General features: G+C 37.3%; 13 protein-coding genes and 2 pseudogenes. 1 reads left to right on the top strand and 14 read right to left on the bottom strand.

Going from position 1 to position 12649, the window contains the following annotated elements; translation table 11 throughout:
- From tnpA to BQ7352_RS02425, 13 genes and pseudogenes are all read right to left on the bottom strand, one after another.
- On the bottom strand, positions 1-155 hold a 155-nt coding region (tnpA, locus tag BQ7352_RS15125), incomplete at its 3' end, for an IS66 family insertion sequence element accessory protein TnpA (protein WP_200791359.1).
- 283 nt (positions 156-438) lie between these two features.
- Positions 439-1359 (bottom strand): alpha/beta fold hydrolase, encoded by a 921-nt coding sequence (locus BQ7352_RS02370; RefSeq protein ID WP_072446666.1) that lies wholly within the window; start codon positions 1357-1359, stop codon positions 439-441.
- Positions 1360-1400: 41 nt separating this feature from the next.
- Positions 1401-3149 carry a dihydroxyacetone kinase subunit DhaK gene (dhaK, locus tag BQ7352_RS02375; RefSeq protein ID WP_072446668.1) on the bottom strand — a complete coding sequence of 583 codons (1749 nt, stop codon included), beginning with the start codon at positions 3147-3149 and terminating at the stop codon, positions 1401-1403.
- Positions 3150-3167: 18 nt separating this feature from the next.
- Positions 3168-4301 carry a glycerol dehydrogenase gene (locus BQ7352_RS02380; RefSeq protein ID WP_072446670.1) on the bottom strand — a complete coding sequence of 378 codons (1134 nt, stop codon included), beginning with the start codon at positions 4299-4301 and terminating at the stop codon, positions 3168-3170.
- 169 nt (positions 4302-4470) lie between these two features.
- A complete protein-coding gene (locus BQ7352_RS02385; protein ID WP_072446672.1) occupies positions 4471-5373 on the bottom strand; it encodes a PocR ligand-binding domain-containing protein in 903 nt (300 codons plus the stop codon).
- Between the two features lie 553 nt (positions 5374-5926).
- Entirely contained in the window at positions 5927-6538 is a 612-nt protein-coding gene (locus BQ7352_RS02390; protein ID WP_242948499.1) for a transposase, read from the bottom strand.
- The gene (locus tag BQ7352_RS02395) at positions 6511-7014 is read right to left on the bottom strand and encodes a hypothetical protein (protein WP_072446674.1); all 504 of its coding nucleotides are present in this window, start codon (positions 7012-7014) and stop codon (positions 6511-6513) included. Before BQ7352_RS02395 ends, BQ7352_RS02390 begins: the two co-directional genes overlap by 28 nt.
- 78 nt (positions 7015-7092) lie before the next feature.
- Positions 7093-7245 (bottom strand): annotated as a pseudogene (locus BQ7352_RS14710) (ABC transporter ATP-binding protein); the annotation flags it as partial.
- Positions 7242-7835, bottom strand: a pseudogene (locus BQ7352_RS02405) (recombinase family protein); the annotation flags it as partial. The pseudogenes BQ7352_RS14710 and BQ7352_RS02405, both read right to left, overlap by 4 nt.
- The gene (locus BQ7352_RS02410; RefSeq protein WP_072446676.1) at positions 7828-8124 is read right to left on the bottom strand and encodes a DUF308 domain-containing protein; all 297 of its coding nucleotides are present in this window, start codon (positions 8122-8124) and stop codon (positions 7828-7830) included. The gene BQ7352_RS02410 and the pseudogene BQ7352_RS02405, both read right to left, overlap by 8 nt.
- A gap of 164 nt (positions 8125-8288) precedes the next feature.
- The gene (locus BQ7352_RS02415) at positions 8289-8945 is read right to left on the bottom strand and encodes a TVP38/TMEM64 family protein (protein ID WP_242948500.1); all 657 of its coding nucleotides are present in this window, start codon (positions 8943-8945) and stop codon (positions 8289-8291) included.
- A gap of 141 nt (positions 8946-9086) precedes the next feature.
- Complete coding sequence (locus tag BQ7352_RS02420) at positions 9087-10442, bottom strand: radical SAM/SPASM domain-containing protein (RefSeq protein ID WP_072446681.1); 1356 nt, start codon at positions 10440-10442, stop codon at positions 9087-9089.
- A 54-nt stretch (positions 10443-10496) separates the two neighbouring features.
- Complete coding sequence (locus tag BQ7352_RS02425; RefSeq protein ID WP_072446683.1) at positions 10497-11015, bottom strand: DUF308 domain-containing protein; 519 nt, start codon at positions 11013-11015, stop codon at positions 10497-10499.
- A 208-nt stretch (positions 11016-11223) separates the two neighbouring features.
- On the opposite strand from BQ7352_RS02425, the gene BQ7352_RS02430 reads away from it, so the two are divergent.
- Positions 11224-12096: a DegV family protein gene (locus BQ7352_RS02430; RefSeq protein ID WP_242948501.1), complete on the top strand. Its 873-nt coding sequence runs from the start codon at positions 11224-11226 to the stop codon at positions 12094-12096.
- On the opposite strand, the gene BQ7352_RS02435 is transcribed toward BQ7352_RS02430, so the two are convergent.
- Positions 12065-12631: a TetR/AcrR family transcriptional regulator C-terminal domain-containing protein gene (locus tag BQ7352_RS02435; protein ID WP_072446869.1), complete on the bottom strand. Its 567-nt coding sequence runs from the start codon at positions 12629-12631 to the stop codon at positions 12065-12067. The genes BQ7352_RS02430 and BQ7352_RS02435 overlap by 32 nt on opposite strands.
- Positions 12632-12649 lie beyond the last annotated feature (18 nt).

The following is a 12649-nucleotide window of genomic DNA, read 5'->3' on the forward strand; positions in this document are numbered from 1 at the left end:
ACACAACCTTTCTGACGCAGCCTTTTTACCCAGTTGTAAAAAGTTCCCGGTTTGATGTCGTGTTCCACACACCATTGATGATCTGTCAATCCACTTTGACGGCATTCCATGATGAGACGGTATTGTTCTTTGGCAGGTATTCTTTTGCTTCTCATGAGCACACCTCCATAAATCGGATAGAGTAAAATGCTCGCATCTATCATTTCTAGCAAGAGAAGATGAAGTGAAATGCTTGCATTTTCTAATGATTATTATGGATTCATTTTTAGGGCAACACAATCCGTCGAATTATTTTGCGCTTACTTTCAATTCACCTTTTTGCTTTTTTATTAATATTTATATTTTGAGTTATTTATAACACGGGAATAAAGAAATGATTAAAAAAGCACTGATTTTTCTTAAAACAAAAAATTCAGTGCTTTTTACAGATAGAGTAAATTACAAATGACAAACCATCCAACCCCTAATATCTTCATAAATATCTTCTTTGTCTGTCTCATTAATCAACTCATGTCTGTCATCTTTATAAAGTTTTATCGAAATATCCTCAATCCCTGCTTGTTCGTAAATTTCATAAACATTTTTAACTGCTTTTCCATAATTACCAACCGGATCTTCCTCTCCTGCAATCAAAAAAACCGGAAGATTTTTTGGTATTTTTTCAATATTATTTTCATTCTGTATGAACGACAGCACCTCCAATAAGGTACGGTATCCATTTACCGTAAAGGAATATGTACAATACTTATCTGCGTTATATTTATCCACAATAGCTTCATCCTTTGTCAGCCAATCATTTGATGTCCTGACGTTTGGAATACGAGCATTAAATTTGCTGAAAAACATATTTTTCAACATCCTGGATCTATAGCGATCTCCTTTAAATAATTTGGTCAGCGATACCATTATTTTACCAGCTTTCAGCACACTTCCGGACTGATTACCTGTTCCAGAAATAATCACTCCATCCAATTCATTTCCATATGTCATGATATAACGTCTTGCCATAAATGATCCCATACTGTGTCCAAACAAAAAGTAAGGGACATCCGGATAATTTTTCTTTGCAAAACAGGTTATTTTATATAAATCTTCAACCACTGTTTCGCTCATATTATCTGAACAAAAATACCCCCAATCGTCATCTGTTTTTGCCGTTTCTCCATGGCCGAGATGGTCATTCCCAACCACAAGAATGCCATATTGATTTAAATACCTTGCAAATTCATCATAGCGTTTTATATATTCAACCATTCCGTGAGAAATTTGAACTACTCCTATGACTTGAATATTCGGTTCCCAAATGACAACATGCAGCTTATTTTTTCCGTCTGTGGATGGTATATATACTTCCTTCATTATACTTACTCCTCATTTTTTCCGAGAGTCATCCATTTTATTCAAAACACAAGCGCATTCTTTAAATCTGTAAATATCACACCAAGCGCATATGCTCCTGCATCCGGATATCCGATACTTCTATCACCAACCGTACCTGCGCGTCCCATTCTTGCAGCAATTGCTTCTGTATCTTTCGCACCTTGCACCGCTGCCTGTGCTGCCTTTGTAAAAGCATGTTCGAAGGTTTCTTTTTTATCGGCGCAAGCCGTCCAGGTATCTGCACACGGAACCAATGCATCAATCAGTGTTTTATCTCCCACTACTGCACCTCTGCCAAAAGAATATTCTCCTGTTTTCTGGATTCCCGTTACTGCTTCCTGCATCATATCTGCAAATTCAAAAATCGTAAGCTCCGTTTTTCCATCTGCCTTTTTTCCTGCTGCCCGGAATGCAGATCCCCAGATTGGTCCAGATGCCCCGCCGCAATGTTCCATGATCACCATAGAACATGCCTGGAGAAATTCTCCTATACTGGATGTATGCTCTTTTGTAAGTTCTTTCCATTCTTTTTTAAGCTGGCGAAATCCTTTTGCCACACTCATTCCAAAATCGCCATCACCGGCGTGAGAATCCAGTTCACAGAATGGAATCTCGTTTTTGATAATGCAGTGGCTCATGGTTTCTACCATATAAACGATATTTTCCAGCGTGATTTTTTCATTTCTTACTTCTGCACAAGCTTTATATGATTCTTCTGTCAAATCCTCTTCTTTACATTCACGTATTTCTTCCTCAAGTACAATTTCCGGAACATGACCCTTTACAGAAAATGCTGGTGCTTCCGATTCCTGATCTAAAAGCTCTTTTAATTCTGCATTCATTTTCATAAAAGTTAAAGAGGCTCCAAGCATATCAATGCTTGTCATATAATTTCCTGCAAAGCTTCTGTAAACGCGTATATTTTTTTCATGAAGAACCTTTGCGACTGCATAATTGAAAAGATACAATTCCTGAAGAGGTGTGCTTCCGAACCCGTTTACCAGAACCGTCACTTCTTCTCCTTGCGTCACATTTAATTCTTCCGCCAATGCATCTGTCATTCTTTTCGCCAGCTCATCTGCCGAAGGAATATTTTCTCTCTGAATTCCCGGTTCCCCGTGAATGCCAACACCATACTCCATCTCATTTTCTTTTAATTCAAACGTAGGAGTTCCTTTTGCCGGAACCGTACAAGAACTCAAAGCAAATCCTATGCTGCGCACATTACTTATTGCATTTTCCGCAGCAGCTTTTACCTCTTTCAAAGAACCGCCTTTTTCTGCTGCAGCGCCTGCTATTTTATGTACCAGAACTGTACCCGCAACGCCTCGTCTGCCAACAGTATAAAGGCTGTCCTTTACAGCAATGTCGTCATCTACTTTTACATAGTCCACTTGAATTCCATCTTCTTCTGCAAGATGCGCTGCATTTTTGAAGTTCATCATATCGCCACTGTAGTTCTTTATAATCAGAAGTGTACCCTTATCACCTGCAGTTTCCTTAATTGCCTGATACACCTGAATCTGAGATGGTGATGCAAAAACATCTCCGCAAACAGCCGCATCCAGCATTCCCTTTCCCACAAATCCCGCGTGTGCCGGTTCGTGCCCGCTTCCTCCGCCGCTTATCAGGCTGACCTTATTCTTATCAAGATTTTTTTTTCGAATGACCTTGTATTTTTTTACAAATTCCAAATCAGGGTTTGTCAGGACAAGTCCTTTACACATTTCTGTCACAACGGTTTCCGGACGGTTAATGATTTTTTTCATACTTCATGCCTCCCACCCTTAACATTTGAGCGTTTTGTATTCTTTTCCAATAGAATCTGCAAGTGTAATCGCTGCAGCAACCTTTTCCACAGTAATCGGGAACGGCATTGCATAGATAGATTCCTCTGGAATACAAGCCTTTTCTGCCACCTGATACAGTTCTTCTTCTGTGATGTGATCCACGCCAATATCCTCCAGACAGACCGGAAGTCCAATGGATAAGCAGAAATCAAGAACTTCTTCTATCTCCTCCATAGGAGCATTTTCAAGTGTAAGCTGCGCAATGGTACCAAAGGCTACTTTTTCGCCATGAAAATATTTATGCGTTCCCTCCAAAATGGTAAGCCCATCATGGATGGCGTGCGCTGCTGCCAGGCCGCCGCTTTCAAATCCAAGCCCGGAAAGTAAAATATTAGTCTCAATTATCTTTTCCAATGATTCTGTCACTACATGATTTTCACATGCAATCTTTGCTTTCCATCCATCTTCTAAAAGAGATTCATAACAAAGAGATGCTAAGGCAAATGCCGCCTTTGTTCCCCTCGCTTCACCACATACACCTTCTCGGAATCCACATGGAAGTCCTGCATTGACTTTTGAATAAGACTGTACATTTGCACGCGCTTCGAAAAATGTAGATAACGCATCTCCCATTCCTGATACCAGAAAACGAACAGGCGCATGGGCAATTACTGTAGTATCAATCAAAATCACACTTGGACTCTGTTTAAAATATGCATAATCATCAAAAGCACCTTCCGGCGTATATAAAACTGCTGAATGACTGGTTGGTGCATCTGTAGCCGCAATGGTAGGCACTACGATCAGATTTTCTCCTTCTGCTACACACTTTGCTGTATCAATAGCTTTTCCACCACCAAGACCGATGGTACATGTACATTTACTTTCTTTTGCCAGTTCCTGTAATCTAGCAACTTCTCTTCTTGAACATTCTCCACAGAATCCACTTTCCACAAAACGAATATTAAATTTTTCTGCAGTACGTTTTAATTTTTCCTGTACCCTTTTTACATCATCCGGGTGAGCAATCAAAAGTGCTGAATCTCCAAATGTTTCCACAAAATAACCAAGATTTAAAATCTCATCTTCTCCCTGTACATATTTTGTTGGACAGATAAATGCCTTTCTCATAACGATTCCTCCATTCTTTCTCCGTTTATTTGATGGCATTATCTTATTATATATTTACACTAATTTCTGTGTGATTACAAATCTTGTTTTTGTATATTTTGCTGTTACTTTTTTGATTTATCATTTTTAAATTGCACTTTTATGATGAATTGTATTAATTTCACATTTTTTACTGCATATTTTTTCTATGTTTGCGATAGATTCCCGGTGTCATTCCCACTTTTTTCTTAAATGCCCGTATAAAGTATCCCGTCTCATTAAATCCCAACCGGTAACCAATATCGCTCACAGACCAGTCTTCTGTTTCCAGCCATTCCTTTGCTTTTTCTATTTTTGCATTAGATACAAATACCGAAAATCCTTCTCCTGTCTCTTTTATAAATAACCTGCTTAAATGACTTGCACTTACATGACAGATGTTTGCTGTTTCTGAAAGGGTAACATTATTTTCTAAATTTTCCACAATATATTTCTGTGCCATTTCCACAATTCTATTTTTTTTCACCATTTCTTCATTCTCTTTATGAAGAACGAAACCTTCCTCGTGTACACCCGTGACATTTTGATTTTCCCTCTCTACAATATAGTTGCAAATATCATATAACATATATGAAACTGTCTTTATCTTATCAAAATCTAATTTTCGAACCTGCTCATATTCATCTTTTAAAGCTTCTAATTTTTCTTTGATTATTTTATTTTCCGGGACAGAAGCAATCCGCTCTAAATCATTATAATCGGTCCTTACCTGACCAATCATCACAGCACCTAAATATGTCTCTTGAAACACGATAGGAATCGCCACATCCACCATTCCAAAGCAACACTTATAGATATATGTTTTATTTTCTCTCACTGCTTCCGCTCCGCCTCGGGAATCACATTTTTCACAGTATTTTTTCAAAACCTCGTCTGATCTTACTTTTTTACAAAACTCACAGCAGCCACTATGCTTTGTAATCGGTCTCCCCTTATAATCCACCATCAAAATTGCCATACCCGTTGTTTTTGCCAAAGAATCCTGTACTGTTTCCCATTTTCTTATTGAAAAAACTTTCTCTATTTTAATCATTGATGCCCCCAATTATCTTTTATATCCATCATTTTATCAGAAACTATTTTATATATTATAACAAAGGTCATAAATACTTAACAGACAAGAAAGAAAACAATTTATTCTATCATTTCCATAATCGCATTTAGGATTAAAATGTCTAATCTATCTTTATATTTCCGACAGGATGTAAAAGTATATGAATATCGCTTGACATATCGCATTCTTTGCAATAGGCGATTTATTAATTTCTAAAAGCAGCAGCGCCTGATGAAAGGAGTACATACTTATGACAAAATGGTTCAGCAAGTTTATCAAAAGCCAGTGAGGTTCAGTCCTTTTTACTAAATGAGCCTATGAGAAACACACTGTTCCAATCCATAAATATTGACTGTCAAGCAATCGAGTAGGAGGGAAATTTAAATAAATTTCCCGACCTCTCACACCACCGTGCGTCAGACTGTCTAACAATTCGAAAATTCAGTCTGATGTACGGTATTTTTATCTTCGATTTTTTTAATACCATTTTTATCTTTGTTTTTCACATGAATTACATGTGTTCCTCTCCCTGCTACATCACACTTTTTTCAAACTTCGTTACTAATTCTTCTGTTGAAAACATGCTTAATAATCGCTTAAAGTTATAAGCGATAAACATAGATGCAGCTTCTGCGTCAACATTCTCTTGTCTGCACCGAAGAAAGAAACTATATCCGAGACTTCTTTTTATAGTCCCAAATGGATGCTCCACGATACATCTTCTCTGTTTATAAACCTCGTTATTATTTAGTGTTTCATTATACACAATTTCAAGAACATCTTCATGTACCCAACGCTGTATCGTTCTTCCAGATGAAGAAGTAGTGCAGTCTTTTTTATATTTGCATGAATTGCAGTCTGTACACTTATATTTGCGATACTTCATGCCATTCTTCGAAGTATTTTCAAAAAATCGTAATCTATTTCCTGCCGGGCATGTATATTCATCAGTTTCACCATTATATATAAACTTTTCTTTGCGAAATTCATTATCCTTTGTAGCATTATTCGCTTTAGCTTTTTTTATAAAGATATTCATCCCGGCATCAACACAGTTTTTTATCTCCGTTCCGTTATAATAACCTGTATCTGCAAGAACTGTAGAAGACTCTTTTTCTAAAAGTTCGGATGCTTTTTGTGCCATAGTGTAAAAGCAATTGTAAAAGCCAGTACCGTTTTTTTATTCGGAACATAATTGACGTCTTTCCGGATTTTTGAAAAATGCCGACGATCCACATACGCCTTTGTATATGCTTCTGAATCTGTCATACCTCGCTCATCAATCATGCGAAGTAATCTCTGTGAAAATGTTTCTTCCAGCTGATTCATCAGATTATCAATGTTTCTGTTTACCGACATTGTAGAAGACATTCCTTTTTTGAGTTTCGTCTTCTGCATCGTCGAAACATCAAATTCTTCCGGTGCCGATTCTTCTGTCTGACTGTTCTCCAAAATCTGCTGATCCTGCAATGCTTTTTTCTCAGCTCTCTTTTTCCTGAAGCTTGTGATTCTATCAAAAATGGATTTCATTTCCTTATCCATCTTGATATCATCCTTCGCTGGTTCATAATATTTGTCTATGTATTTTCCCACTTCATCTATCAACTTTTGATCTGCCATATCTATACCGCCTTTTATCTTTCTTAATCGTCATAATGATTGAATCCACCAAAAAAGCCGGGATTGCTATGTCCCTTCTTTGGTTCCTGCGATAGACAAGGCCAGAGAGATATTTTCGTAGGCTGTCAGAGTATCCAGTAGATTGAAGTCCTGAAAGATAAAGCCCAGCTTTTTTCCGCGAAAGTCTGCAAGCTGTGATCCGTGAAGCGTCGTAATGTCCTTTCCCTCAAGCCTGTGAGGGGAGCTGCTTCGCCCCAGCCGTTTGGATAACGCCGTACATTGCTGCGGATTTTCTGCACCAGATCAAAGGTCTGCTGGTCGATAATGGCTTCATGGGTATTCTCAAAGATTGTCCATTCGACCTCAGAAACATAGTGGCTTTTCTTGTCCTTAAAGTGCTTGCGGGTCTTGAAATTGATGGTGTGCCCTAAATACTCTCGTTTTTTCAAAATATTCACGATGGTAGATGATCCTCATCCATAGGGGTCTTTGACCGGCTTTGAACGGTTCACACCCTCGTTGAAACGGGCAAGGTGTACGACAGGAATTTCAATCCGGTCTGCGGATAATTTGCAGGCGATCTGATAAGGCCCATATCCCTCCAGCGTGAGGGAGAAGATACGGCGTACCACTTCGGCGGCTTCCTCATCTACCAGCCAATGCTCCCGTTTTTCGTCCCATAAGTAGCCGTAAATCACAGTGCCGGTCAGGTGCTTGCCGCTCATGCCTTTTGACTTAAACACAGAGCGGATTTTCCGGCTGGTATCACGGGCGTAAAATTCATTCATAATGTTGCGGAACGGGGTAAAATCGTCATCGCCTAAATACATAAGAAAAAAGTATTGTAATGATTCCAGCATGAGTAGCAATAAAAATTCCTAGAATACATTTCATAATTCCCTCAAAAAGCGAATATCTTATATAAAAATCTGTCCAAATCTTTATGTCATAAAACAAATCAAAAATGCCGTTTACGAAAATTATAATACCTGCAATAATTGCTACACTTTCTAGTGAATTCTGTGGACGAACAATGAATAATACCCCAATCAGAAACATCATTATTACATTAATCCACATATCCGTCTCAATTTTTTTCAATACTTTCATTCTTTCTCCTCCCAACTCGTTTTGGATGCCAACTACGGAATTTACCGGTAATGAGCTTTTTCAATTTATGCCCTTTCCTAATGCCATAATGCATCAATAATTTATCCAATCTGAAATGATTCAGCAATAAACAAAGCTAATATATGAGCTGTAAAATTATCCTTTCATTTTTTCTTTTTATTTAATTGATAATTAATTACGACTGCACTAATCGAAACTGCGATTCTACATAAAAGCACTATCAAAAACTCGATTGAAAAAGGATCACTTATTTTTTCACCAAGCAATGTAGTCGTAACAATACTTAATAATGATCCAGCTATGCCTGCCAGAAGAAACATCGAATATGCGGTGCCACACGCTCCAAAATACACACTTACAATATCGCATGGAAGAAATCCCACAATTCTTGTTATGAAACAGGCGAATGATACATTCTGTTCCTGATATTCAGCAACCTGTCCTGCTTTCGGATATTTTTTGCATATTTCCTGAATAGTCCGTTTTCCTGAATATCTGCCGATCCAATAAGGAATAGTAATTGTAATTACAAATCCAGCTGTACTAACTAAAACAGCTATTATCGGTTGAAATAAGATTCCACTTGCAATATACAAAATAGAAAGTGGAAAAACCACCGTCAAACTTTTCAAAGCAAAAAAAACAAGCAATATTCCCACTGCACATATTTTATTTTGTGGAGTGTATCGCAAAATAGTGTCTACCGATAATGGTTCGCCTGATTTTCTTACAATGATAGCAAATACAATACACATAATTACCATTGCTACAATCGGAACAATTCTTTTTTTGTTTTTCATTTTCTTCATCTTCTTCAACAACATTAATACTAGCAAATTTAATAATATAAAAGGAAAGAAACACAATCTATTTAATTCAACAAATTATATTCCTTTCCCCTCTTTTACAGAAACCTTTCCGTTGTAAATGAAATGCTGTAATTATTTCTTATGCTCACGTTTAGCTCTATTCTCTTTCCAGAGTTTATCTGCAACTGGCTGCCAGTTTCTTGCATACTGATCACATTTTGAGCATAGATGATCTGCAGTTTCTGGAGATTGCAAGTCGGTGGAATGTGCCCCTGCTTTTTCAACCATAGCACGAAGTTTTTCCGGATTTTCCAGCATTGGGCATGGACGAAGCATATTGTCATTGAATGGCTGATTATCATGATAAGCCATCATCATTGGAGAACGAAGTGTTTCCAGCAATGACTTTTCTCTGATATTTGAATCAGAATAGTGGATAAATACACATGGGTCGATATCTCCATTTGCATTGATATGTAAGTAACGATGACCGCCTGCGATACATCCTCCGACATATTCCGCATCGTTCTGGAAATCCATTGCGAACAAGGGTTTTGTCGCACGATACTTACGGATTTTTTCGTAAACTCCCATACGCTGTTCTGGTGTTGGAAGCAATTCAGGCGCCGCATCATTTCCAACCGGCATATAATGAAAATACCATACGAAATATGCCCCCATTTCAATCAAAGAATCATAAAATTCTTCTGAGGCAATAGAATCATAATTCATACTGGTGTAACAGCATGAAATACCATATACCAATTTTTTGCTTCGAAGAAGTTCCATGGCCTTGCGTACTTTCTTGTAAACCCCATCGCCACGTCGTCCATCCGTAGCTTCTTCAAATCCTTCCAAAGAAATGGCTGGAACAAAGTTTCCAACTCTAAGCATCTCATCTGCAAATTCTTCATCGATCAGTGTTGCATTAGTGAAGCAGAGGAATACACAATCTGAATGCTTTTCGCAGAGACGGATCAGGTCTTTCTTACGTACTAATGGTTCTCCACCTGTATAGATATATAAATATACACCCAGTTCTTTACCTTGGCGAATAATGTCATCAATTTCATCATAAGTCAGATTTAATTTATGACCATACTCTGCGGCCCAGCACCCGGTACAGTGAAGATTGCAGGCAGATGTCGGATCCAGAAGGATTGCCCATGGAATATTGCAGTTATATTTTGCCCTCAATTCTTCTTCTTTTTTCCATCCAACCAGTGCCGAATTAATAAAGAAGTTTACTGCCAGCGTCTTTGTTACATTGGGATCAACTTCCTTGAAAAGACGGCGAATATATTCGTAATATGGATGTTCTGGATTCGTGATTGCTTCACGGATCATCCGTCTCTGTGTAACGAATTCTCCATCTGCAAACTTATCTGCCCAGTCCATCATCTTCGGCATATGCTTGTCTGGATCTTTATAAATATAATCAAAAGTCTTTTCAATCCCCAGTTTCTTTAATGTGTTTCCTGCATTCATTTTATTGTCCTCCCATTCATTTGAATTTCTAGTATATAAAACTATCCATAACATTTACGAATCTGTCTTAACAGTACAATGAACTATGTAATGTCTCGTTCCACCTTCTGCCAATAATGCACTCCCGGCAAGAATCATTGTCTTACATAGCAAAGTTACTGTGCCCAGGATTCCAGATAATACTGATAATAGCAAAATCCATTTCCACTCTGTCATTCCAAATCTTTTTGCATCAAACGATGTCTGGACAGCTAGAAGACTATCAAGAAGAATAAAAATCCCTAATCCCGCCAACAGATAACCATCTTTATAATTTTTGATACAAAGCACAATCATTCCCAACACGATTAAAAAAACACCACATGCAAAATCATATTGAAAAGCAAGGCAATAAAGATCTTTTGAAAAATATCCAATTATTTTTATAATTCCATATGCCATCAAAAGGATTCCCGCTGCTAATCTACCATTTTTTTCCATCACATCAGGACAAATAATACAGCAAAACCCGTAAATATAAAAAGCTATAGAAATTAAAATATACCCCATTTTTGCTGCCTTTAGTTGTATCAAATTTTTCTCACCTCCCGTATATCCATTAATTTAATTGAAACAGAAGATTTCGGCAATGGACAAAATAGGGGTGATTATCCAAAAATTGGACGTTTCTTTTCTTTTGTTCATTTTTTGGATATCTGCCTAATATTTGACTATGGAGTATAATAAGCAACTATTATAAAATATAGTGAAAGAGAAATTATAAAAGAGGGAGATGAGGAAAATGGCAACAGCCATTGTAACAGATAGTAACTGTGGTATAGCAGTTGATGAAGCTGAGACATTGAATATTCATATCATTCCTATGCCTATTCTAATAAATGAAATTTCATTCTATGAAGGATTGGATATTTCGTATTCTGAACTTTTACAGCATTTAATGGATAAAGATCATGTTACAACTTCACAGCCTGCACCCACTGATTTGGAAACAATGTGGGACAAACTATTAGAAAGCAAATATGATGATATCATTTACATTCCGATGTCCAGCGGATTAAGCAGCTCTTACCAAACTGCCTGTATGCTCTCTGAGGATTATAACGGCGCCGTATATGTAGTAGATGCACACCGTATTTCAGTCACACAAAGACATGCGGTCATGGATGCTGTTGCACTCAAAAATCAAGGCTTCTCTGCTGCTTCAATCAAGGAGATCTTAGAAAGAAATGCCTTTCAATCCATTATTTTTGTTGGGGTAGATGATATCGAATATTTAAAACGAGGGGGACGACTCACCCCAGGTGCTGCCGCTATAGCATCTGTTTTGAATATAAAACCGCTTTTGACTATTCAAGGGGAGAAAATTGATTCCTATGCTAAAATGCGTGGTAATAAGAAATGTCAAAAACAACTTATCAAAATAATGAAAGAAAAAAGCCTTGACTATTTGACACAGGGAAGAAAATTAAGAATTGGAATTACAGGAAGTTTTTCAGATGAGAAAGATGCCAAGGAATGGTATCTTTCAGCAATACAGGTGTTTGCTGATGCCCCTCTCCAATATGATCCATTAACATTCAGCATCACCTGTCACACTGGGCCAAATGCTTTTGGAATGGGCATCAGCACTTATCCTGAGGAATTATGCATTTAAGTAATGCCTTTTCACCAGAACCGGAAAACAGTTCACAAGATTCTTGGCAGAATTCAATAAGATCATATGATGCATCATTCTCCATCCAGTCAAGTATGATCCCTATTAATATACATTTATAATACCTTATCAAACATTCTGCTTTATTTTCAATAAGCGACATATTTCCGGTTCTGTTTTCTATATATGTACAGATAACATGATTACCTACTTTATTTAGATATCCCAAAAAATAATCTTTTTTGGAAGAACGATACAGATGTAATAACGCTTTTTTCCTTTTCATACATTCTTCTGCCATATAGATTATACAGTGTTCTAAGGATTCAAAGACTACTTGATTCTTAATAACCTCATCTGACCATGTTTCAACTGACCATTCCGTAAGAGATGGAATATCTTGAAAATGATAATAAAATGTATTTCTGTTTACATGGCAATGATCTACAATATCTTGTACCGTAATTTTATTATATGGCTTTTTCTCTAACAACTGCCAAAATGCTACAATAATTTCATGTTTTGTTCTATTCATCTTTATTGCCCCCATCTG

The sequence above is a fragment of the Blautia sp. Marseille-P3201T genome, assembly GCF_900120295.1.
GTDB lineage: Bacteria > Bacillota > Clostridia > Lachnospirales > Lachnospiraceae > Blautia.